The following is a 22,215-nucleotide window of genomic DNA, read 5'->3' on the forward strand; positions in this document are numbered from 1 at the left end:
TAAAAGTATGACACCTGGCGGACAAGCTCAAATCGGTAATGTCGATCTCGTTAAACAACTTAACAGTGCGGCGGTATACCGCCTGATTGACCAGCACGGACCAATCTCGCGAATTCAGATAGCCGAACAGAGCCAGCTTGCTCCCGCCAGCGTGACAAAAATTACCCGCCAGCTCATTGAGCGCGGTCTGATCAAAGAAGTCGATCAGCAGGCCTCCACCGGGGGCCGCCGCGCCATCTCCATTATTACCGAAACCCGCAATTTTCAGGCCATTGGCGTCCGTCTGGGCCGTCATGACACCACGCTCACGCTGTACGATCTGAGCAGTAAAGCGATTGCGGAAGAGCACTACCCTCTTCCGGAGCGCACTCAGGAGACGCTGGAGCATGCGTTGCTGAATACCATCGCGCAGTTTATTGAAAGCTGTCAGCGCAAGATCCGTGAACTCATCGCCATCTCCGTGATTCTGCCCGGACTGGTCGACCCGGAAAGCGGCGTGATCCGCTATATGCCGCACATTCAGGTTGAAAACTGGGGGCTGGTCGACGCGCTGGAAAAGCGTTTTAAGGTGACCTGCTTTGTGGGCCACGACATTCGCTCTCTGGCGCTGGCAGAGCACTACTTTGGTGCGAGCCAGGACTGTGAAGACTCTATTCTGGTGCGCGTTCACCGCGGAACGGGCGCCGGTATTATCTCTAACGGCCGTATTTTTATTGGTCGCAACGGTAACGTCGGCGAGATCGGCCACATCCAGGTTGAACCCCTCGGGGAGCGCTGCCACTGCGGCAACTTCGGCTGCCTTGAAACGATTGCCGCCAACACGGCCATTGAGCAGCGCGTTCGCCATCTCCTTGAACAGGGTTACCAAAGCCGCGTCACGCTGGACGATTGCAAGATAGGCACCATCTGCAAAGCCGCCAATAAGGGCGACGCGCTGGCCTGTGAAGTGATTGAGCAGGTAGGCCGCCATCTGGGGAAAACCATCGCCATCGCCATTAACCTGTTTAACCCCCAGAAAGTGGTGATCGCCGGTGAAATTGTGGAGGCGGAAAAGGTGCTGCTCCCCGCCATTGAAGGCTGTATTAACACCCAGGCGCTGAAAGCATTCCGCCAGAACCTCCCGGTGGTTCGTTCAAAGCTTGACCATCGCTCGGCGATTGGCGCGTTCGCGCTGGTCAAACGCGCCATGCTCAACGGAATTCTGCTGCAGCATTTGCTGGAAAGTTGATCGGACCTTATAGTAACGCCTTCTTTTTTTGATGTCGGACTGTCCATGACCATTAAGAATGTAATTTGTGATATCGACGGCGTGCTGATGCACGACAACGTTGCCGTGCCGGGTGCTGCGGAGTTTCTTCACCGCATCATCGACAAAGGAATGCCTCTGGTTCTGCTCACGAACTACCCTTCCCAAACCGGTCAGGACCTGGCTAACCGCTTTGCCACAGCGGGCGTCGACGTTCCGGACAGCGTGTTTTATACCTCGGCAATGGCCACGGCAGATTTTCTGAAGCGTCAGGAAGGGAAAAAAGCCTACGTGGTGGGTGAAGGTGCGCTGATACACGAGTTGTACAAAGCTGGCTTTACCATCACTGACGTGAACCCGGACTTCGTGATTGTCGGCGAAACGCGCTCCTTTAACTGGGAGATGATGCATAAGGCAGCATACTTTGTCGCCAGCGGCGCGCGCTTTATCGCGACCAACCCGGATACGCACGGCCGTGGTTTTTATCCGGCCTGCGGCGCGCTGTGCGCCGGTATCGAAAAAATCTCAGGTCGTCAGCCGTTTGTAGTCGGTAAACCGAGCCCGTGGATCATTCGTGCCGCGCTCAACAAGATGCAGGCCCACTCTGAAGAAACCGTTATTGTCGGCGACAACCTGCGCACCGATATTCTGGCCGGATTCCAGGCGGGTCTGGAGACGATTCTGGTCCTCTCCGGCGTCTCTCAACTTGATGACATTGATTCGATGCCGTTCCGGCCAAGCTGGATTTACCCCTCCGTCGATGAAATCGACATCATCTGATACCGAACCACGCCTCAGGGCGTGGTTTTTCATTTATGGCCTACAAAAATAAAGTCTCATCTAACAAAAAGCACGTTTCATTGCATAATCATCAATAAAAGAATTTCTGGCGTGCTCTTTTTTCACTATTCCGCAATCACTGTTGCACTATTTCCGTTTTCACCCGTAAAACGCTTGCGCGCCCTGCCCCTTTGCGGCATTTTCATAAGCAAGCAACATTACAAAGCAACAGGGTTAACGGAGAAGGTTATGTGTTCAATTTTTGGCGTACTGGATATTAAAACTGACGCGGGCGAACTGCGTAAAAAGGCACTCGAACTGTCCCGCCTGATGCGCCATCGCGGACCAGACTGGTCAGGCGTTTACGCCAGTGATAAAGCGATTCTGGCTCACGAACGTCTGTCCATTGTTGACGTCAACGCCGGTGCACAGCCGCTGTATAACGAGAAAAAAACGCACGCGCTGGCTGTCAACGGTGAAATCTACAACCACCAGGCGCTGCGCGCCGAATACGGCGACCGCTACGCGTTCCAGACCGGTTCTGACTGTGAAGTGATCCTGGCGCTGTATCAGGAGAAAGGGCCCGAGTTCCTGGACGACCTGCAGGGCATGTTCGCCTTCGCCCTGTACGACAGCGAAAAAGACGCGTACCTGATTGGCCGTGACCACATCGGCATTATCCCGCTGTACATGGGCCACGATGAGCACGGCAACTTCTACGTTGCCTCTGAAATGAAAGCCCTGGTGCCGGTATGCCGCACCATTAAAGAATTCCCGGCGGGCAGCTATTTGTGGAGCAAAGACGGCGAGATCCGCTCCTATTACCAGCGTGACTGGTTCGACTATGATGCGGTAAAAGACAACGTCACGGACAAAGCCGAGCTGCGCCAGGCCCTGGAAGACTCCGTGAAAAGCCACCTGATGTCTGACGTGCCCTACGGCGTGCTGCTCTCCGGCGGTCTGGACTCCTCCGTAATCTCCGCGATCACCAAGAAATTCGCGGCGCGTCGCGTGGAAGATCAGGAGCGCTCAGAAGCCTGGTGGCCACAGCTGCACTCTTTTGCCGTTGGCCTGGAAGGCGCACCTGACCTGAAAGCCGCGCAGGAAGTGGCGAACCACCTCGGCACCGTGCACCATGAGATTCACTTCACCGTGCAGGAAGGTCTGGATGCGATCCGCGATGTGATCTATCACATTGAAACCTATGACGTGACTACCATCCGCGCCTCAACGCCGATGTACCTGATGTCGCGTAAGATCAAAGCGATGGGCATCAAGATGGTGCTCTCCGGTGAAGGTTCTGACGAAGTGTTTGGCGGCTACCTGTACTTCCACAAAGCGCCGAACGCCAAAGAGCTGCACGAAGAGACCGTGCGTAAGCTGCAGGCGCTGCACATGTTCGACTGTGCGCGTGCCAACAAAGCGATGTCGGCCTGGGGCGTGGAAGCGCGCGTGCCGTTCCTGGATAAGAAATTCCTCGACGTGGCGATGCGCATCAACCCGCAGGACAAGATGTGCGGCAACGGCAAAATGGAAAAACATATTCTGCGCGAGTGTTTTGAATCCTACCTGCCGGCGAGCGTGGCATGGCGTCAGAAAGAGCAGTTCTCTGATGGCGTAGGCTATAGCTGGATCGACACCCTGAAAGAGGTCGCGGCGAAACAGGTTTCTGACCAACAGCTGGAAACCGCGAGCTTCCGCTTCCCGTACAACACGCCAGGCTCGAAAGAAGCTTATCTGTATCGTGAAATTTTTGAAGAGCTGTTCCCGGTACCGAGCGCCGCGGAGTGTGTACCGGGTGGCCCGTCCGTCGCCTGCTCTTCTGCCAAAGCGATTGAATGGGATGAATCTTTCAAATCCATGAACGATCCGTCAGGACGCGCGGTAGGCGTTCACCAGTCAGCCTACAAATAATCACTCAGATCGCAATCAGGCCCCTCAGGGGCCTGATTTTTTTGCCTCACATTTCACCGTCTAAATCTGATTAATAACCAATAATTGCCGAATATTCGGCCACGCTGTTCGCAACCTAACCAAACAGTCACATTCCGGCTATTTTCGTTGAAAAAGGTGTTGACGCTGCAAGGGTCTATACGCATAATGCGCCCCGCAACGCCGATAAGGTAACGCGAAAAAAGATGGCTACGTAGCTCAGTTGGTTAGAGCACATCACTCATAATGATGGGGTCACAGGTTCGAATCCCGTCGTAGCCACCATCTTTTTTGCGGGAGTGGCGAAATTGGTAGACGCACCAGATTTAGGTTCTGGCGCCGCAAGGTGTGCGAGTTCAAGTCTCGCCTCCCGCACCATTCCCGGGTAAGCGTTGCACGGATGGGGTATCGCCAAGCGGTAAGGCACCGGTTTTTGATACCGGCATTCCCTGGTTCGAATCCAGGTACCCCAGCCATATTTCTTCGATTTTGCGGTTCTCCGCGGTATTGGGGTATCGCCAAGCGGTAAGGCACCGGTTTTTGATACCGGCATTCCCTGGTTCGAATCCAGGTACCCCAGCCATCGAAGATTGCAGTACTGGCTACGTAGCTCAGTTGGTTAGAGCACATCACTCATAATGATGGGGTCACAGGTTCGAATCCCGTCGTAGCCACCAAATTCAGATTGTCGATTTTTCGGTAATCAAGACAAATTGTTGGGGTATCGCCAAGCGGTAAGGCACCGGATTCTGATTCCGGCATTCCGAGGTTCGAATCCTCGTACCCCAGCCAATTTAAAAAGTCGTTAAGCAGTTTGTTTAACGCAATTGGGGTGTCGCCAAGCGGTAAGGCTCTGGTTTCTGATACCAGCATTCCGGGGTTCGAATCCCTGCACCCCAGCCACTTAAGTAACAAAAAAGCCCGCTCTGCGGGCTTTTTTGTTTTTGTTGTTCAGGATGGTGCGGCCTGATGCCCTCACCCTGACCCTCTCCCACTGGGAGAGGGGAAAAAGATTAGAGTCCCAGCGCGTATTTCAGCGCCTGACGCTTCAGACCACCGGCACGTTCCGCTGCCATCAATCCAATATTACGCAGAATGCGCACCGGGGCTAAGTCATTGCTGAACCCGGCATAGAACAGATCCATCCCCGACTGCATAATAAAGTTATCCGCCATGCGTCGCGTCTGGTAACGCTTTAGAATCTGATGGCTGGCCCAGTTTTCCGCGTGCCCGCGGGCGCTGCCCAGCACATCCAGTAACGCATCGACATCACGGTACCCCAGATTCACGCCCTGCCCGGCCAGCGGATGAATGGTGTGTGCCGCATCGCCCACCAGCGCCAGCCCTTCACGGGCATACTGCAAAGCGTGACGTCGCGTGAGGGGAAACGCCCCGGCAGCCACCGGCGTCACGTTGCCCAGACGGCCCGGGAAATGCAGGCGGATTTCCCGCTGCAATTGTTCCATTGAAAGCCCCTGCAGCTGACGAATGCGTGCTGGTTTGTCGTACCAGACCAGCGATGCCCAGTTATCAAACAGCGGTAAAAACGCATGCGGGCCATTCGGCGTAAAGTGCTGCCACGTGCTTTCACCCGGCGCATGCTCGCACTCGACGGTAATCAGCATGCAGGACTGCTCATACTGCCAGGCATGAACGCCAATTCCCGCCTTCTGTCTGACCTGCGAGTTAGCGCCGTCCGCTCCAACGACGAGCTCCACGGCCAGTTCATCGCCGCTGTCGAGCGTCAGCGAATACCCGCTCTCCTGGGGATGCAGAGCCTTAATCGACGCCGGAACGCGCAGCGTCACCTTCGGGTGCGCCTCCAGCGCCTGCCAGAGCGCCTGCTGAAGCACGTTGTTTTCCACCATATAACCCAGGCGCGGCAGCTTCAGCTCAGCGGCATTAAACGCGACGTGGGCATTTTCCCACTCCCAGGTTTCAAGACGGCTGTAAGGATGGGCGCGCATCGCAAGCACCGCCTCCCAGACGCCCAGCCCGCGCAGCAGATCGACGGACGCCGCGCTGATTGCGGAAATGCGCACATCCGGTTTGCTGGCGGGATCGAAGGCCGGCGGAGCAGCCTGTTCAATTACCGTTACCTCAAATCCCTGCTGCGCCAGCCCCAGCGCCAGCGCGCCGCCGACCATACCGCCGCCGACAACGGCAACTTCGGTGTGTAGGAGTGTCATGGTCAATTTTCCTTATTGGAGAATCCCTTAAGTTTACCGGATTTTTGCGGTCCTGAGACACATAACCTTCATACTGGTCACAACCCCACCAAAGCATTACAATACGCGGCTTGCAATCCTGAGCTGAGCAAGTCGATGACTAAAAAACTCCATATAAAAACCTGGGGCTGTCAGATGAACGAATACGATTCATCCAAGATGGCCGATCTGCTGGATTCAACCCACGGATACCAGCTAACTGAAAATGCGAAAGAAGCGGACGTGCTGCTGCTGAACACCTGTTCGATTCGTGAAAAAGCGCAGGAAAAAGTCTTTCACGTGTTAGGCCGCTGGAAGCTTCTCAAACGAAAAAATCCGGACCTGATCATCGGGGTGGGTGGCTGCGTCGCATCGCAGGAAGGTAAGCTGATCCGCCAGAGAGCCCCGTATGTGGATATCGTCTTTGGCCCTCAGACCCTGCACCGCCTGCCGGAGATGATCAATCAGGTTCGCGGCAACCGTAGCCCGGTCGTTGACGTCAGCTTCCCGGAAATCGAAAAGTTTGACCGTCTGCCGGAGCCGCGCGCCGATGGCCCGACCGCCTTCGTCTCCATCATGGAAGGCTGCAACAAATATTGCACTTACTGCGTGGTGCCTTACACCCGTGGTGAAGAAGTCAGCCGTCCGGCAGACGATATTCTGTTTGAAATTGCGCAGCTTGCCGCACAGGGCGTTCGCGAAGTGAACCTGCTGGGCCAGAACGTTAACGCCTGGCGCGGGGAAAACTACGACGGCACCACCGGCAGCTTTGCCGAACTGCTGCGTCTGGTGGCCGCGATTGACGGCATCGACCGCATTCGCTTTACCACCAGCCATCCGATGGAGTTTACCGACGACATCATTGACGTGTATCGCGATACGCCAGAGCTGGTGAGCTTCCTGCACCTGCCGATTCAGTGTGGCTCTGACCGCGTGCTGAACCTGATGGGCCGCCCGCATACGGTGCTGGAGTACAAGTCCACCATTCGCAAGCTGCGTGAAGCCCGTCCGGATATCCAGATCAGCTCCGACTTTATCGTCGGCTTCCCTGGCGAAACCGCTGATGACTTCGAGCGCACCATGAAGCTCATCGGTGAAGTGAATTTTGACGTCAGCTACAGCTTCATCTTCTCTGCGCGTCCTGGAACACCTGCGGCCGATATGGTTGACGATGTGCCGGAAGAAGAGAAAAAGCAGCGTCTGTATATTCTGCAGGAGCGTATTAACCAGCAGGCCAACGCGTGGAGCCGCCGTATGCTCGGCACCGTTCAGCGCATTCTGGTGGAAGGCACCTCCCGCAAGAGCATTATGGAACTCTCTGGTCGTACCGAAAACAACCGCGTGGTGAACTTTGAAGGCACACCGGATATGATCGGTAAATTCGTGGACGTCGAGATTGTCGAAGTGCTGACCAACTCGCTGCGCGCGAAGCTGGTACGCACCGAGGACGAAATGGGCCTGCGTATTGCCGAGTCACCGGAATCCGTGATCTCTCGTACCCGTAAAGAAAACGATTCTGGCGTGGGGATTTACCAGCCTTAATCCTCCTGGCCTGCCTTTCCGGCAGGCCTTGTATTTCCTCTCATCGTCCCCAATATCTTCCGCAACGCTTGCGCCTTTATTCTGTGGCGTGAATAATTTCGGTAATGACCGTTTTATTACGTCCTATCGCAATGGGTCAGTTAACCAATTAAAGAGGAACAGTTTGAATATAGATACGCGTGAAATTAGCCTTGAGCCAGCAGACAACGCTCGCCTGCTGAGCCTGTGCGGGCCGTTTGATGACAACATCAAACAACTGGAGCGACGTCTGGGTATCGAAATCAATCGTCGCGATAATCATTTCAAACTTACCGGACGCCCTATCTGCGTCAACGCCGCTGCGGACATTCTGCGTAGCCTGTATGTGGATACATCACCCATGCGCGGCGAAATTCAGGATATCGAACCGGAACAAATTCACCTCGCCATTAAAGAGGCGCGCGTGCTTGAGCAGAGCGCGGAAAGCGTGCCGGACTACGGCAAGGCCATTAACATCAAGACCAAACGTGGCGTTATTAAGCCGCGTACGCCAAACCAGGCGCAGTACATCGCCAATATCCTCGACCACGACATCACCTTCGGGGTGGGGCCGGCGGGGACGGGTAAAACCTATCTGGCCGTTGCCGCTGCGGTAGATGCGCTGGAACGCCAGGAGATCCGTCGTATTCTGCTGACCCGTCCGGCCGTTGAAGCGGGTGAAAAGCTGGGCTTCCTGCCGGGCGATCTGAGCCAGAAGGTCGACCCGTATCTGCGCCCGTTATACGATGCGCTGTTCGAGATGCTCGGCTTTGAGAAGGTTGAGAAGCTCATTGAGCGTAACGTTATCGAAGTGGCCCCTCTCGCCTACATGCGCGGTCGTACGCTGAACGATGCGTTCATCATTCTCGATGAGAGCCAGAACACCACCATCGAACAGATGAAGATGTTCCTGACGCGTATCGGCTTTAACTCGAAAGCGGTCATTACCGGTGACGTCACCCAGATCGACCTGCCGCGCAGCACCAAATCCGGCCTGCGCCACGCCATTGAGGTGCTGGCCGAGGTCGACGAAATCAGCTTTAACTTCTTCCACAGTGAAGACGTGGTACGCCACCCGGTGGTCGCGCGTATCGTTAACGCCTATGAAGCCTGGGAAGAGGCGGATCAGAAGCGTAAGGCCGAACTGGCCGCAGAACGTAAGCGCGAAGCGCAGGAGCAAGAACAGAAATGAGTCAGGTGATCCTCGATTTACAGCTGGCCTGTGAAGACAATTCCGGCATGCCAGATGAGGCACAGTTTCATAAATGGCTGGATGCCGTTATTCCTCAGTTTCAGGAAGAATCAGAAGTCACGATTCGCCTGGTTGATGAAGCGGAAAGCCATGAGCTTAACCTGACCTATCGCGGGAAAGATAAGCCGACCAACGTGCTCTCATTCCCGTTCGAAGCGCCGCCGGGCATTGAGATGCCGCTGCTGGGCGATCTGATCATCTGCCGTCAGGTGGTTGAGCAGGAAGCCAAAGAGCAGCAAAAACCGCTTGAGGCCCACTGGGCGCATATGGTGGTACACGGCAGCCTGCACCTGCTCGGCTACGATCACATTGAAGATGACGAAGCGGAAGAGATGGAGTCCCTCGAGACAGAGATAATGCTTGCTCTGGGCTATGAGGATCCGTACATTGCCGAGAAAGAATAGTCCGTCACCTGACGGACTCACATGCCGCCACGAAAGGATATCGCGTGGCGGTAAACGTTGAACTAACAAGAGAACCCTTAACAAACGCCATGAGCGACGACAATTCACACAGTAGCGACACGACAACCAGTAAAAAGGGATTTTTCTCCCTCATTCTGAACCAGCTTTTCCACGGCGAACCCAAAAACCGTGATGAACTGCTGGAGCTGATTCGTGATTCCGGGCAGAACGACCTTATCGACGAAGATACGCGCGAAATGCTCGAAGGGGTTATGGACATCGCCGACCAGCGCGTTCGCGATATCATGATCCCCCGCTCGCAGATGATCACCCTGAAACGTAACCAGCCCCTGGACGAGTGCCTCGATGTGATCATCGAATCCGCCCACTCGCGTTTCCCGGTCATCAGCGAAGACAAAGATCACATCGAAGGGATTTTGATGGCCAAAGATCTGCTGCCGTTTATGCGCAGCGATGCCGAAGCCTTCAGCATGGAAAAAGTGTTACGCCAGGCCGTGGTTGTGCCGGAGAGTAAACGTGTGGATCGGATGCTGAAAGAGTTTCGCTCTCAGCGTTACCACATGGCGATTGTTATTGATGAGTTTGGTGGCGTTTCCGGTCTGGTCACGATCGAGGATATTCTTGAGCTGATCGTGGGCGAAATCGAAGACGAGTACGACGAAGAAGAAGATATCGACTTCCGTCAGCTTAGCCGCCACACCTGGACCGTACGCGCGCTGGCCTCGATTGAGGACTTTAACGACGCCTTCGGTACCCACTTCAGCGATGAAGAGGTCGATACCATTGGCGGGCTGGTGATGCAGGCCTTTGGCCACCTCCCGGCGCGCGGTGAGACCGTTGACATCGACGGTTACCAGTTCAAAGTGGCAATGGCCGACAGCCGACGTATTATACAGGTTCACGTCAGAACGCCGGACGACTCACCGGTGCCAAAACTGGAAGATTAATGTAAATGGCATTTGCCCCACTGCTTGAACGCCAGCGCGTCCGTTTGCTGCTGGCGCTGTTACTCGGAGCCAGCGGTACGCTGGCTTTTTCTCCTTACGATATCTGGCCCGCCGCCATTCTCTCCCTAATGGGGCTTCAGGGCCTGACCCTGAATCGTCGTCCGGTCCAGGCTGCGGCCATCGGTTACTTCTGGGGACTGGGGCTGTTTGGCTCAGGCATCAACTGGGTTTATGTCAGCATCGCCCAGTTTGGTGGTATGCCTGGCCCGGTTAACGTCTTCCTGGTGGTATTGCTCGCCGCATATCTCTCGCTCTATACCGGTCTGTTCGCCGGCATCCTTTCTCGCCTGTGGCCAAAAACCACCTGGCTGCGCGTCGCCATTGCCGCGCCGGTGGTCTGGCAGATAACCGAGTTCCTGCGTGGCTGGGTGCTGACGGGCTTCCCGTGGCTGCAGTTCGGCTACAGCCAGATTGACGGCCCCCTGAAGGGTCTGGCGCCGGTAATGGGCGTTGAGGCCATCAACTTCCTGCTGATGGTGGTCAGCGGCCTGCTGATCCTGGCGCTGGTCCAGCGCTGCTGGAAGCCGCTGGCTGTGGCGCTGGTGCTGTTTGCCCTGCCCTTCCCGCTGCGCTATATCCAGTGGTTCACGCCAGAGCCAGAGCGCACCCTGCAGGTGTCCATGGTGCAGGGGAATATTCCGCAGTCTATGAAGTGGGATGAGAAAGAGCTGCTGAATACGCTGAAGATCTACGCCAACGCCACCGAAGAGGTGATGGGTAAATCCCAGCTGATTATCTGGCCGGAATCTGCGATCCCCGATCTGGAAATTAACCAGCAGCCGTTCCTCAACATGATGAACGACCTGCTGCTGGCGCGCGGCAGCACGCTGATCACCGGGATTGTCGATGCGCGTCTGAATCAGCAGAACCGCTACGACACCTACAACAGCATCATTACGCTCGGGAAAGATAGCGAGTACAGCTACCACTCCACTGACCGGTACAACAAGAACCACCTGGTGCCGTTTGGTGAATTTGTCCCACTGGAGTCGATTCTGCGCCCGCTGGCCCCGTTCTTTGACCTGCCTATGTCCTCTTTCAGCCGCGGCCCGTACGTACAGCCTCAGCTGCACGCGCACGGCCTGGCCCTGACGGCGGCCATCTGCTACGAAATCATTCTCGGCGAGCAGGTACGCGATAACTTCCGCCCGGATACTGACTATCTGCTGACCATCTCCAACGACGCCTGGTTTGGTAAGTCAATCGGCCCGTGGCAGCACTTCCAGATGGCACGTATGCGCTCTCTGGAGCTGGCGCGTCCGCTGCTGCGCAGCACCAACAACGGCATCACGGCTGTGATTGGTCCGCAGGGTGAAATTCAGGCGATGATCCCGCAGTTTACCCGCGAGGTACTGACCACTAAAGTCACGCCAACCACCGGGCTGACGCCATACGCGCGCACCGGCAACTGGCCGCTGTGGATACTGACCGTGCTGTTCGGCTTTGGCGCGGTGCTGATGAGCCTGCGTCAGCGTCGGAAATAACCTTCCCTTCTGTTGTCGGGTGGCGTAGCCGCCACCCGACAATTTTCTCCAGACTCCCATTCTGGCACGCCTATTGCTTTGTTTATTCAGGTAAACGCAGTTTGGCTTAACGTGCAACTTTGTCGCACCAGCGTAGATCATCGGTAGCACCGAAACGGTGCAACGGGAGATATTTGCCTCTGAATGGTGCGGCGCGCTTCGCAAAAATAAACAATAACGCAGCAAAATCTTTACATTAAGCCAGACTAAATGTTAACAAGCTTGCATAACACTGCACTCGCACTGCGCGAGATATAACAACATCACAATGGGTATCAATGCGTCGCTGGCGCTGATAAAAAAGGAGTTGGGTATGCAATTACGTAAACTGGCCACAGCAATGCTGGTTATGGGAATGTCTGCAGGCGTGGTTCACGCTGAAGATGCTCCGGCAGCAGGCAGCACTCTCGACAAGATTGCCAAAAACGGCGTCATCGTGGTCGGCCACCGTGAATCTTCAGTCCCGTTCTCTTACTACGACAACACGCAAAAAGTCGTGGGCTATTCACAGGATTACTCCAACGCCATCGTTGAAGCTGTGAAGAAAAAGCTGAACAAACCTGACCTGCAGGTGAAGCTGATCCCAATCACTTCACAGAACCGTATTCCACTGCTGCAAAACGGCACTTTTGACTTCGAGTGTGGCTCCACCACCAACAACCTCGAGCGTCAGAAACAGGCTGCCTTCTCTGACACCATCTTTGTCGTGGGCACCCGTCTGCTGACGAAGAAAGGCGGCGAGATCAAAGACTTCGCTGACCTGAAAGGCAAAGCGGTTGTTGTGACCTCCGGTACCACGTCAGAAGTGCTGCTGCACAAGCTGAACGACGAGAAGAAAATGGATATGCGCATCATCAGCGCGAAAGACCATGGCGACTCCTTCCGTACCCTGGAAAGCGGTCGTGCCGTCGCGTTTATGATGGATGACGCCCTGCTGGCGGGCGAACGTGCGAAAGCGAAGAAACCAGACAACTGGGATATCGTCGGTACCGCGCAGTCCAAAGAAGCCTACGGCTGTATGCTGCGTAAAGACGATCCGCAATTCAAAAAGCTGATCGATGACACCATTGCTCAGGTGCAGACCTCCGGCGAAGCGGAAAAATGGTTCGACAAATGGTTCAAGAACCCGATTCCACCAAAAAACCTGAACATGAATTTTGAACTGTCTGACGACATGAAAGCGCTGTTCAAATCTCCAAATGACAAGGCTCTTAACTAATTAGAACTACAGGGGCGGGATCTCCTGCCCTCTCGATTGTCGGGAAGCATGGACAGACTATACGTTGAGTGGTCGTTCCCCACTCAGCGCGAAAAATGAGCTTCTCACCAATCTTCGAGGGTAGCGCTGCTACCCTTTTTTTTCTGGAGTTTATTATGTCAATAGACTGGAACTGGGGCATATTCCTGCAACAAGCCCCGTTCGGCAACACCACCTATCTTGGCTGGCTGTGGAGCGGCTTTCAGGTCACCGTGGCACTATCGATAACGGCGTGGATTATCGCGTTTCTTGTCGGTTCTCTGTTCGGTATTCTGCGCACCGTCCCTAACCGTTTTCTTTCAACGCTTGGCACCCTGTATGTGGAACTGTTCCGTAACGTTCCGCTGATCGTGCAATTCTTTACCTGGTATCTGGTCATCCCGGAACTGCTGCCGGAAAATATTGGCATGTGGTTCAAGTCGGAGCTGGATCCGAACGTGCAGTTCTTTGTCTCCTCCATGATGTGTCTGGGGCTGTTTACCGCTGCGCGCGTTTGCGAGCAGGTGCGTGCCGCCATTCAGTCATTGCCGCGCGGACAAAAAAACGCGGGCCTGGCAATGGGCCTGACGCTGCCCCAAACCTACCGCTACGTGCTGCTGCCTAACGCCTACCGGGTTATCGTTCCACCGATGACCTCCGAGATGATGAACCTGGTGAAAAACTCGGCCATCGCCTCAACTATCGGCCTGGTGGATATGGCCGCGCAGGCGGGCAAGCTGCTGGATTACTCCGCTCACGCGTGGGAATCCTTCACCGCGATCACGCTCGCGTATGTTCTGATTAACGCTTTCATCATGCTGGTGATGAACCTGGTTGAACGCAAAATCCGCCTGCCGGGTAATCTGGGGGGCAAATAATGTACGAATTTGACTGGAGTTCTATCGTTCCATCCATGCCTTACCTGCTTGATGGCCTGGTGATTACCTTAAAAATCACCGTTATTGCCATCATCATTGGTATCGTCTGGGGTACCCTGCTGGCCGTCATGCGCCTGTCGAGCTTTAAGCCGCTCGCCTGGTTTGCGACCGCCTACGTTAACGTGTTCCGCTCCATCCCGCTGGTGATGGTGCTGCTGTGGTTTTACCTGATTGTGCCCGGCTTCCTGCAGAACGTGCTGGGGCTGTCCCCGAAAACCGATATCCGTCTGATCTCCGCCATGGTGGCGTTCTCAATGTTCGAGGCCGCTTACTACTCAGAAATTATCCGAGCGGGCATTCAGAGTATCTCCCGCGGGCAATCCAGCGCCGCGCTGGCGCTCGGGATGACGCACTGGCAGTCCATGCAGCTCATTATTCTGCCCCAGGCGTTTCGCGCCATGGTTCCGCTCCTGCTGACCCAGGGCATCGTGCTGTTCCAGGATACCTCGCTGGTCTACGTTCTGAGTCTGGCAGACTTCTTCCGTACCGCGTCAACCATCGGTGAACGTGATGGTACGCAGGTCGAGATGGTGCTCTTTGCGGGTGCGGTCTATTTTGTGATTAGTTTAAGCGCGTCGCTGTTGGTCAGCTGGCTGAAGAAAAGGACGGTATAATGATTTCCCTGAAAAATGTTTCTAAATGGTATGGGCACTTTCAGGTGCTGACCGACTGCTCCACCGAAGTCAAAAAAGGCGACGTAGTGGTGGTATGCGGGCCGTCCGGCTCCGGTAAATCGACGCTGATTAAAACCGTCAACGGACTGGAGCCGGTGCAGCAGGGTGAGATCGTCGTCAACGGCACCAAAGTCAACGATAAGAAAACTAATCTCGCCCAGCTTCGCTCTCACGTTGGCATGGTGTTCCAGCACTTTGAGCTGTTCCCTCACCTCTCCATTATTGAGAACCTGACGCTGGCGCAGGTAAAAGTGCTGAAGCGTGATAAAAAAGCGTCGCGCGAGAAAGGTCTGAAGCTCCTGGAACGCGTTGGGCTTTCGGCGCATGCAGATAAGTTCCCGGCACAGCTTTCTGGCGGCCAACAGCAGCGTGTGGCGATCGCCCGCGCGCTGTGTATGGATCCGGTGGCGATGCTGTTTGATGAGCCAACGTCGGCGCTCGATCCAGAGATGATCAACGAAGTGCTGGACGTAATGGTCGAGCTTGCGCACGAAGGGATGACCATGATGGTGGTGACCCACGAAATGGGCTTTGCCCGTAAAGTGGCCAACCGCGTGATCTTTATGGACGAAGGGAAAATTGTCGAAGACTCACCGAAAGAAGAATTCTTCGCTAACCCGAAATCAGAGCGTGCGAAAGATTTCCTCGCGAAAATCCTGCACTAACCTTCCCGGTGCGCAATCTCCGGATTGCGCACTGCTTCACGCTTTCACTCAGTTCCTCTCGTCGGCGTCACATTGCAGCGTTAACCTTGTCACAAAATAACGCTACGTATGGAGAACGCTATGGCACAGCCTATTATTCTCGACTGCGATCCGGGTCATGACGACGCGATCGCGCTCGTCCTCGCTCTTGCCTCCCCTGAACTCGAGGTAAAAGCCGTCACCTCGTCCGCCGGAAACCAGACGCCGGACAAAACCCTGCGCAACGTGCTGCGCATGCTCACGCTGCTCAAACGCACCGACATTCCTGTCGCCGGCGGGGCCGTGAAGCCGCTGATGCGCGAGCTGATTATTGCCGACAACGTTCATGGTGAAAGCGGGCTGGACGGTCCGGCACTGCCGGAGCCGGGTTTCACGCCGCAAAACTGTACCGCCGTGGAGCTGATGGCGAAGGTTCTACGTGAGAGTGCAGAACCGGTAACGCTGGTGGCAACCGGACCGCAAACCAACGTTGCGCTGCTGCTGAACAGCCATCCTGAGCTGCATAATAAAATTGCCCGAATTGTGATTATGGGTGGCGCCATGGGGCTGGGGAACTGGACGCCTGCGGCGGAGTTCAACATCTTTGTCGACCCGGAAGCCGCGGAAATCGTCTTCCAGTCCGGCTTACCGATTGTAATGGCGGGACTGGACGTTACCCACCGCGCGCAGATTATGGCGGACGATATTGAGCGATTCCGCTCCGTGGGTAATACGGTCGCGACAACCGTAGCCGAGCTGCTCGACTTCTTTATGGAATATCACAAAGCAGAGAAATGGGGCTTCCACGGCGCGCCGCTGCACGACCCGTGCACCATTGCCTGGCTACTGAAGCCGGAGATGTTCACTACGGTGGACAGATGGGTTGGTGTTGAGACGCAGGGAAAATACACCCAGGGAATGACGGTGGTGGATTACTACTCGCTGACGGGAAATAAACCGAATACCACGGTGATGGTGGACATCGACCGCGAGGCGTTTGTGGATTTGCTGGCGGAGAGACTGGCTTACTATTCTGCGGCCTGATGCCCTCACCCCCCGCCCTCTCCCAGGGGGAGAGGGAGCAGAAAGTTTTGCTTTTATTTAGGGCTCAAACGGCCGACGCTGGAACTGATCGTGGCCGCATTTCGGACACAGCGGCAGGACATCCGGCGTATATACCGCAATATGATGGTGGCAATTCTCACACACCAGATTTCCCAAGCCGACCACCTCACCACTGTGATACACGCCGTGATGGTTCAAATCCTGAAAGACCTCGCGCCACTCCAGCTGCGTTTTATCCGTGATGTCGGCCAGCTCTTGCCACAGGCTCTCTTTAATCACCCGCATAAAAACGCTGTCCGTGACCTCCTCCTGGCTCTCCTGGTAGCTGCGCGCGAACTCTTCCAGATCGCGACGCACGGCGCGCGTCACCTCTTCCACTTCGGTTCGCGTTAACTCACCCGTTTGCGTCACGCGGGCACGCGCTTGCTCCACCAGCGCGTCGATATCTCGCTCGCCGTTACGCAGCCGTTCCGTCAGTGTCGCCACCAGTTCGCGGTAAAATTGAGCAACCTTGTTCATCATTTTGCCTCCCGGGTAAGTAACTATTTCTAATAATAGACCTTATTTCATCGCCGCTTTGTCAGGTGAAGCACAGACCCGGTAAATTCCTGCAAAGCGCATTTGTGCGAAAGGCTGTTTTGACGCGGGCGTTTGGGCTATGCTATGCGGATCTGAATTACCACATCCATTGGCTACATTTGTAGCTGTATTGAAAACAGGACCACTGGCTGCCATGCAAGAGCAATACCGCCCGGAAGAGATAGAATCAAAAGTCCAGCAACACTGGGACGAGAAGCGCACCTTTGAAGTAACCGAAGACGAGAGCAAAGAGAAGTATTACTGCCTGTCGATGCTTCCCTATCCTTCTGGTCGACTACACATGGGCCATGTGCGTAACTACACCATCGGCGATGTGATTGCACGCTACCAGCGCATGCTGGGCAAAAACGTTCTGCAGCCTATCGGCTGGGATGCGTTCGGTCTGCCTGCGGAAGGCGCGGCGGTCAAAAACAACACCGCACCGGCACCGTGGACGTACGACAACATCGCGTACATGAAAAACCAGCTCAAAATGCTGGGCTTTGGCTATGACTGGAGCCGCGAGCTGGCAACCTGTACTCCGGAATACTATCGCTGGGAGCAGAAGTTCTTCACCGAGCTGTACAAAAAAGGCCTGGTGTATAAGAAGACCTCTGCCGTTAACTGGTGTCCGAACGACCAGACCGTTCTCGCGAACGAACAGGTTATCGACGGCTGCTGCTGGCGCTGTGACACCAAAGTTGAGCGTAAAGAGATCCCACAGTGGTTTATCAAAATCACCGCTTACGCTGATGAGCTGCTGAACGATCTGGATAACCTCGACCACTGGCCAGATACCGTTAAGACCATGCAGCGCAACTGGATTGGCCGTTCTGAAGGCGTGGAGATTACCTTTAACGTTGAGAACTACGACCAGACCCTGACTGTCTACACCACCCGTCCGGACACCTTCATGGGCGCGACCTACCTGGCCGTGGCCGCAGGTCACCCGCTGGCGCAGAAAGCGGCAGAGAACAACCCGGAGCTGGCCACCTTCATCGACGAGTGCCGCAACACCAAAGTGGCCGAAGCCGACATGGCGACGATGGAGAAAAAAGGCGTCGCGACAGGCTTCTATGCGAAGCATCCGCTGACTGGCGAAGCGATTCCTGTCTGGGCAGCGAACTTCGTGCTGATGGAGTACGGTACAGGCGCGGTAATGGCCGTTCCGGGACACGATCAGCGCGACTACGAGTTTGCCACCAAATACAGCCTGCCGATTAAAGCCGTTATTCTGGCCGCAGATGGTTCTGAACCCGACCTGTCCGAACAAGCGCTGACCGAAAAAGGCACCCTGTTCAACTCCGGTGAATTCAGCGGCCTGAGCTTCGAAGAGGGCTTCAACGCCATCGCCGATAAGCTGGCCTCTCTGGGCGTGGGCGAGCGTAAAGTTAACTTCCGTCTGCGCGACTGGGGCGTGTCCCGTCAGCGTTACTGGGGCGCGCCAATCCCAATGGTGACGCTGGAAGATGGCACCGTGATGCCAACGCCGGAAGATCAGCTCCCGGTGATCCTGCCGGAAGACGTGGTCATGGACGGTATCACCAGCCCGATCAAAGCCGATCCTGAGTGGGCAAAAACCACCGTCAACGGTCAGCCTGCGCTGCGTGAAACCGACACCTTTGACACCTTTATGGAGTCATCCTGGTACTATGCGCGCTACACCTGCCCGCAGTATCAGGACGGTATGCTCGATTCCGATGCGGCAAACTACTGGCTGCCGGTTGATATCTATATCGGCGGCATCGAACACGCCATCATGCACCTGCTCTACTTCCGCTTCTTCCACAAACTGATGCGCGATGCAGGCATGGTGAACTCTGACGAACCAGCAAAACAGCTGCTGTGTCAGGGCATGGTACTGGCAGATGCGTTCTATTACGTCGGTGCTAACGGCGAGCGTAACTGGGTTTCTCCGGTTGATGCGATCGTCGAGCGCGACGAGAAAGGCCGTATCGTTAAGGCAAAAGACGCCGAAGGTCATGAACTGGTCTACACCGGCATGAGCAAGATGTCCAAGTCGAAAAACAACGGCATCGATCCGCAGGTGATGGTTGAGCGTTACGGTGCGGACACCGTGCGTCTGTTCATGATGTTTGCCTCTCCGGCCGACATGACCCTGGAATGGCAGGAGTCCGGCGTGGAAGGGGCGAACCGCTTCCTGAAACGCGTCTGGAAACTGGTTTACGAACACACTGCACTGGGCGATGCCCCGGCGCTGAACGCCACCGCACTGACTGAAGATCAGCAGGCGCTGCGTCGCGATGTTCATAAAACGATTGCGAAAGTGACCGATGATATTGGTCGTCGTCAGACCTTCAATACCGCAATTGCGGCTATTATGGAACTGATGAACAAGCTGGCGAAAGCCCCGCAGGACGGTGAGCAGGATCGTGCCTTAATGCGTGAAGCGCTGCTGGCCGTCGTTCGCATGCTGAACCCGTTCACTCCGCACGTCAGCTTCACCCTGTGGCAGGAGCTGAAAGGCGAAGGCGATATTGACAACGCGCCGTGGCCGCAGGCTGACGAAGCCGCGATGGTGGAAAACACGACGCTGGTTGTGGTCCAGGTAAACGGCAAAGTCCGCGGTAAAATTACCGTGGCGGTCGATGCAACCGAAGAACAGGTTCGCGAGCGCGCGGGCCAGGAACCTCTGGTCGCAAAATATCTTGAGGGCGTTACCGTACGTAAAGTGATCTACGTACCGGGTAAACTGCTCAATCTGGTCGTTGGCTAAGCGCGGGAGGAAACGTGCGACAACTGGCAACAATACTCTTATCACTGGCGGTGCTTGTCACCGCTGGCTGTGGCTGGCACCTGCGCAATACCACGGCGGTGCCTGCTGAGATGAAAACGATGATTTTCGACTCATCGGATCCGAATGGTCCACTCAGCCGGGCAGTTCGTAATCAGCTGCGTCTGAACGGCGTTGAGCTTGTTGAGAAACAAACGCTGCGCCAGGATGTACCGTCTCTGCGTATCATCGGAGGAGGTCTGTCGAGAGATACGGCCTCCATCTTCCAGGACGGTCGTACAGCTGAATATCAGATGGTGCTGACGGTCAACGCAGCGGTCCTGATCCCGGGTAAAGACATCTATCCGATCAGCACGAAAGTGTTCCGTTCGTTCTTCGATAACCCGCAGACGGCGTTGGCAAAAGATGCCGAACAGCAGATTATCATCAACGAAATGTACGACAAGGCGGCGGAACAGCTGATCCGTAAACTGCCAGGTATTGCAGCGTCTACCCGACAAGGCTCTGACATTGTTGAAAAACCGGTTGCTGGCACGCTTCCTGCTGCTAACTCTCTGGGTAAATGATGATCAGGCTGTATCCTGAACAACTCCGCGCGCAGCTCAAAGAAGGGCTGCGCGCGGCGTATCTGCTTCTTGGAAACGATCCGTTATTGCTTCAGGAAAGCCTGGATGCCGTGCGGCATGAAGCCGCCTCTCAGGGCTTCGATGAACACCACACCGTCCAGCTGGATAACAACACCGACTGGAATGCCCTCTTCTCACTCTGTCAGGCGATGAGCCTTTTTGCGTCGCGCCAGACTATTCAGATCCTGCTGCCGGAAAACGGCCCTAACGCGGCCATCAATGAACAGCTGGCCACGCTGGTCAGCCTGCTTCACAGCGATCTGCTGCTGATTGTGCGCGGCAACAAGCTCACCAAAGCGCAGGAAAATGCGGCGTGGTTCACCCAACTCGCAGCCCACGCGGTGCAGGTCACCTGTCAGACGCCTGAACAGGCGCATCTGCCCAAATGGGTGGCAGCGAGAGCGAAGCAGAACAACCTTCAGCTGGATGATGCGGCGAACCAACTGCTCTGCTACTGCTATGAAGGTAACCTGCTGGCCCTGGCGCAGGCGCTGGACAGACTCTCCCTGCTCTGGCCAGATGGCAAGCTGACCTTGCCGCGCGTCGAGCAGGCCGTTAACGACGCGGCACACTTCACGCCGTTCCACTGGGTGGACGCGCTGCTGTCGGCGAAAAGCAAACGCGCCCTGCATATTTTGCAACAGCTGCGTCTCGAAGGGAGCGAACCGGTTATTCTGCTGCGTACGCTGCAGCGCGAATTATTGCTGCTGATTACGCTCAAGCGTCAGTCGGCCCATACGCCGCTGCGTTCGCTGTTTGATAAACACCGCGTGTGGCAAAATCGCCGGGCTTTGATCACCGAAGCCGTCAACCGCCTGAGTCATGAACAGCTTCGTCAGGCAGTTCAGCTTCTGATGCGCGCTGAGCTCACGTTAAAACAAGATTATGGCCAGTCGGTCTGGGCGGAGCTGGAAAGTCTTTCTCTCCTGCTCTGCCACAAGGCGCTGGCAGACGTTTTTATTGATGGATAGCATGCATTCTTTACAGGCCTTATATGGCGGCACCTTCGACCCGGTACATTACGGGCATCTGAAGCCGGTTGAAATTCTGGCGAATCTGATCGGCCTTCAGCGCGTCACCATCATGCCCAACAATGTCCCGCCCCATCGTCCACAGCCCGAGGCGACCAGCGAGCAGCGAAAAGAGATGCTTGCCCTTGCCATCGCAGATAAACCGCTATTCCGACTTGACGAGCGTGAGCTGCGTCGCGACACGCCCTCCTGGACGTCTCAGACGCTTCAGGAGTGGCGCGCCGAACAAGGGCCAGACCAGCCGCTTGCCTTTATCATCGGCCAGGATTCTCTGCTGAATTTCCCTACGTGGCATCAGTATGAAACCATCCTGGAGAACAGCCACCTGCTCGTCTGCCGCCGTCCCGGCTATCCGCTGACCATGCGCGAAGAGCAGTACCAGCAGTGGCTGGAAGACCACCTCACCGATAATGTTGAAGATCTTCACAACCAGCCTGCCGGGAAGATCTATCTGGCGGAAACGCCGTGGTTTGATATCTCTGCAACCCTCATTCGCGAGCGTCTACAGCAGGGTTTAGCGTGTGACGATCTGCTGCCGACCCCGGTGCTGGCCTATATCCATGAGCACGGTTTGTATCAGAAAAGCGCAGATGAATAGCCGGAGAGCATAAAAAGCGGCTTATTGTTTATCCCGCCTTGACAGGGTAAGCCATACTGTTATTCTCCGCTGCCAGACTTTCCCGCCGATCATTGCT

Annotated in this window: 19 protein-coding genes and 7 tRNA genes; 24 read left to right on the forward strand and 2 right to left on the reverse strand. The window is 55.6% G+C overall.

Annotation, left to right across the window (positions count from 1 at the left end; genetic code table 11):
• Positions 1-7: 7 nt before the first annotated feature.
• From HCH49_RS10410 to HCH49_RS10455, 10 genes are all read left to right on the forward strand, one after another.
• Entirely contained in the window at positions 8-1,228 is a 1,221-nt protein-coding gene (locus HCH49_RS10410) for an N-acetylglucosamine repressor (RefSeq protein WP_021242995.1), read from the forward strand.
• Between the two features lie 45 nt (positions 1,229-1,273).
• Positions 1,274-2,026 carry a ribonucleotide monophosphatase NagD gene (nagD, locus tag HCH49_RS10415; protein ID WP_023310763.1) on the forward strand — a complete coding sequence of 251 codons (753 nt, stop codon included), beginning with the start codon at positions 1,274-1,276 and terminating at the stop codon, positions 2,024-2,026.
• A 249-nt stretch (positions 2,027-2,275) separates the two neighbouring features.
• A complete protein-coding gene (asnB, locus tag HCH49_RS10420; protein WP_023310762.1) occupies positions 2,276-3,940 on the forward strand; it encodes an asparagine synthase B in 1,665 nt (554 codons plus the stop codon).
• A 226-nt stretch (positions 3,941-4,166) separates the two neighbouring features.
• A tRNA-Met gene (locus HCH49_RS10425) sits at positions 4,167-4,243 on the forward strand.
• Between the two features lie 8 nt (positions 4,244-4,251).
• Positions 4,252-4,336: transfer RNA gene (locus tag HCH49_RS10430), tRNA-Leu, on the forward strand.
• 23 nt (positions 4,337-4,359) lie between these two features.
• Positions 4,360-4,434 (forward strand) — tRNA-Gln (locus HCH49_RS10435).
• A 32-nt stretch (positions 4,435-4,466) separates the two neighbouring features.
• A tRNA-Gln gene (locus tag HCH49_RS10440) sits at positions 4,467-4,541 on the forward strand.
• A gap of 17 nt (positions 4,542-4,558) precedes the next feature.
• Positions 4,559-4,635 (forward strand) — tRNA-Met (locus HCH49_RS10445).
• Positions 4,636-4,675: 40 nt separating this feature from the next.
• Positions 4,676-4,750: transfer RNA gene (locus tag HCH49_RS10450), tRNA-Gln, on the forward strand.
• A gap of 36 nt (positions 4,751-4,786) precedes the next feature.
• Positions 4,787-4,861, forward strand: a tRNA-Gln gene (locus HCH49_RS10455).
• 110 nt (positions 4,862-4,971) lie between these two features.
• Here the strand turns inward: HCH49_RS10455 and ubiF are convergent.
• Entirely contained in the window at positions 4,972-6,147 is a 1,176-nt protein-coding gene (gene ubiF / locus HCH49_RS10460; protein ID WP_221702640.1) for a 3-demethoxyubiquinol 3-hydroxylase, read from the reverse strand.
• A 135-nt stretch (positions 6,148-6,282) separates the two neighbouring features.
• On the opposite strand from ubiF, the gene miaB reads away from it, so the two are divergent.
• From miaB to rihA, 10 genes are all read left to right on the forward strand, one after another.
• Positions 6,283-7,707, forward strand: a complete 1,425-nt coding sequence (gene miaB, locus HCH49_RS10465; RefSeq protein ID WP_033144935.1) for a tRNA (N6-isopentenyl adenosine(37)-C2)-methylthiotransferase MiaB — start codon at positions 6,283-6,285, stop codon at positions 7,705-7,707.
• Between the two features lie 163 nt (positions 7,708-7,870).
• Positions 7,871-8,917 carry a PhoH family protein gene (locus HCH49_RS10470; RefSeq protein ID WP_008501053.1) on the forward strand — a complete coding sequence of 349 codons (1,047 nt, stop codon included), beginning with the start codon at positions 7,871-7,873 and terminating at the stop codon, positions 8,915-8,917.
• The gene (gene ybeY / locus HCH49_RS10475; protein ID WP_221702641.1) at positions 8,914-9,381 is read left to right on the forward strand and encodes an rRNA maturation RNase YbeY; all 468 of its coding nucleotides are present in this window, start codon (positions 8,914-8,916) and stop codon (positions 9,379-9,381) included. Before HCH49_RS10470 ends, ybeY begins: the two co-directional genes overlap by 4 nt.
• A gap of 89 nt (positions 9,382-9,470) precedes the next feature.
• Positions 9,471-10,349: a CNNM family magnesium/cobalt transport protein CorC gene (gene corC / locus HCH49_RS10480; RefSeq protein WP_221702642.1), complete on the forward strand. Its 879-nt coding sequence runs from the start codon at positions 9,471-9,473 to the stop codon at positions 10,347-10,349.
• Positions 10,350-10,354: 5 nt separating this feature from the next.
• On the forward strand, positions 10,355-11,893 hold the full coding sequence (lnt, locus tag HCH49_RS10485; RefSeq protein ID WP_221702643.1) for an apolipoprotein N-acyltransferase: 1,539 nt from the start codon (positions 10,355-10,357) through the stop codon (positions 11,891-11,893).
• Positions 11,894-12,245: 352 nt separating this feature from the next.
• Positions 12,246-13,151: an amino acid ABC transporter substrate-binding protein gene (locus tag HCH49_RS10490; RefSeq protein WP_008501049.1), complete on the forward strand. Its 906-nt coding sequence runs from the start codon at positions 12,246-12,248 to the stop codon at positions 13,149-13,151.
• A 155-nt stretch (positions 13,152-13,306) separates the two neighbouring features.
• Positions 13,307-14,047 (forward strand): amino acid ABC transporter permease, encoded by a 741-nt coding sequence (locus tag HCH49_RS10495; protein WP_023310756.1) that lies wholly within the window; start codon positions 13,307-13,309, stop codon positions 14,045-14,047.
• Positions 14,047-14,721, forward strand: coding sequence for a glutamate/aspartate ABC transporter permease GltK (gene gltK, locus HCH49_RS10500; RefSeq protein ID WP_014883002.1), 675 nt, complete (start codon positions 14,047-14,049; stop codon positions 14,719-14,721). The genes HCH49_RS10495 and gltK overlap by 1 nt, the downstream gene beginning before the upstream one ends.
• Complete coding sequence (locus HCH49_RS10505; protein ID WP_014883001.1) at positions 14,721-15,446, forward strand: amino acid ABC transporter ATP-binding protein; 726 nt, start codon at positions 14,721-14,723, stop codon at positions 15,444-15,446. Before gltK ends, HCH49_RS10505 begins: the two co-directional genes overlap by 1 nt.
• Before the next feature lie 120 nt (positions 15,447-15,566).
• The gene (gene rihA, locus HCH49_RS10510; RefSeq protein ID WP_045887719.1) at positions 15,567-16,508 is read left to right on the forward strand and encodes a pyrimidine-specific ribonucleoside hydrolase RihA; all 942 of its coding nucleotides are present in this window, start codon (positions 15,567-15,569) and stop codon (positions 16,506-16,508) included.
• Positions 16,509-16,565: 57 nt separating this feature from the next.
• On the opposite strand, the gene HCH49_RS10515 is transcribed toward rihA, so the two are convergent.
• Entirely contained in the window at positions 16,566-17,048 is a 483-nt protein-coding gene (locus HCH49_RS10515) for a zinc ribbon-containing protein (RefSeq protein WP_032661386.1), read from the reverse strand.
• A 214-nt stretch (positions 17,049-17,262) separates the two neighbouring features.
• On the opposite strand from HCH49_RS10515, the gene leuS reads away from it, so the two are divergent.
• Genes leuS through nadD form a run of 4 tightly spaced genes read left to right on the forward strand, consistent with a single transcriptional unit; the run spans position 17,263 to position 22,118 of the window.
• Positions 17,263-19,845 carry a leucine--tRNA ligase gene (leuS, locus tag HCH49_RS10520; protein WP_221702644.1) on the forward strand — a complete coding sequence of 861 codons (2,583 nt, stop codon included), beginning with the start codon at positions 17,263-17,265 and terminating at the stop codon, positions 19,843-19,845.
• A 14-nt stretch (positions 19,846-19,859) separates the two neighbouring features.
• Complete coding sequence (gene lptE, locus HCH49_RS10525; protein WP_039261260.1) at positions 19,860-20,429, forward strand: LPS assembly lipoprotein LptE; 570 nt, start codon at positions 19,860-19,862, stop codon at positions 20,427-20,429.
• Positions 20,429-21,460, forward strand: coding sequence for a DNA polymerase III subunit delta (gene holA / locus HCH49_RS10530; RefSeq protein ID WP_064673642.1), 1,032 nt, complete (start codon positions 20,429-20,431; stop codon positions 21,458-21,460). Before lptE ends, holA begins: the two co-directional genes overlap by 1 nt.
• A complete protein-coding gene (gene nadD, locus HCH49_RS10535) occupies positions 21,453-22,118 on the forward strand; it encodes a nicotinate-nucleotide adenylyltransferase (protein WP_221702645.1) in 666 nt (221 codons plus the stop codon). The genes holA and nadD overlap by 8 nt, the downstream gene beginning before the upstream one ends.
• Positions 22,119-22,215: the final 97 nt, after the last annotated feature.

It is taken from the genome of Enterobacter sp. Y17 (genome assembly GCF_019730495.1).
Lineage (GTDB): Bacteria > Pseudomonadota > Gammaproteobacteria > Enterobacterales > Enterobacteriaceae > Enterobacter > Enterobacter asburiae_B.

Bases quoted from the DNA above. Each gene is read 5' to 3' on its own strand.
- ybeY (WP_221702641.1), top strand. From the start codon at position 8,914: ATGAGTCAGGTGATCCTCGATTTACAGCTGGCCTGTGAAGACAATTCC.
- asnB (WP_023310762.1), top strand. From the start codon at position 2,276: ATGTGTTCAATTTTTGGCGTACTGGATATTAAAACTGACGCGGGCGAA.
- rihA (WP_045887719.1), top strand. From the start codon at position 15,567: ATGGCACAGCCTATTATTCTCGACTGCGATCCGGGTCATGACGACGCG.
- corC (WP_221702642.1), top strand. From the start codon at position 9,471: ATGAGCGACGACAATTCACACAGTAGCGACACGACAACCAGTAAAAAG.
- HCH49_RS10505 (WP_014883001.1), top strand. From the start codon at position 14,721: ATGATTTCCCTGAAAAATGTTTCTAAATGGTATGGGCACTTTCAGGTG.
- ubiF (WP_221702640.1), bottom strand. From the start codon at position 6,147: ATGACACTCCTACACACCGAAGTTGCCGTTGTCGGCGGCGGTATGGTC.
- nadD (WP_221702645.1), top strand. From the start codon at position 21,453: ATGGATAGCATGCATTCTTTACAGGCCTTATATGGCGGCACCTTCGAC.
- HCH49_RS10410 (WP_021242995.1), top strand. From the start codon at position 8: ATGACACCTGGCGGACAAGCTCAAATCGGTAATGTCGATCTCGTTAAA.
- holA (WP_064673642.1), top strand. From the start codon at position 20,429: ATGATCAGGCTGTATCCTGAACAACTCCGCGCGCAGCTCAAAGAAGGG.
- HCH49_RS10515 (WP_032661386.1), bottom strand. From the start codon at position 17,048: ATGAACAAGGTTGCTCAATTTTACCGCGAACTGGTGGCGACACTGACG.
- nagD (WP_023310763.1), top strand. From the start codon at position 1,274: ATGACCATTAAGAATGTAATTTGTGATATCGACGGCGTGCTGATGCAC.
- HCH49_RS10495 (WP_023310756.1), top strand. From the start codon at position 13,307: ATGTCAATAGACTGGAACTGGGGCATATTCCTGCAACAAGCCCCGTTC.
- miaB (WP_033144935.1), top strand. From the start codon at position 6,283: ATGACTAAAAAACTCCATATAAAAACCTGGGGCTGTCAGATGAACGAA.
- lnt (WP_221702643.1), top strand. From the start codon at position 10,355: ATGGCATTTGCCCCACTGCTTGAACGCCAGCGCGTCCGTTTGCTGCTG.
- gltK (WP_014883002.1), top strand. From the start codon at position 14,047: ATGTACGAATTTGACTGGAGTTCTATCGTTCCATCCATGCCTTACCTG.
- leuS (WP_221702644.1), top strand. From the start codon at position 17,263: ATGCAAGAGCAATACCGCCCGGAAGAGATAGAATCAAAAGTCCAGCAA.
- HCH49_RS10490 (WP_008501049.1), top strand. From the start codon at position 12,246: ATGCAATTACGTAAACTGGCCACAGCAATGCTGGTTATGGGAATGTCT.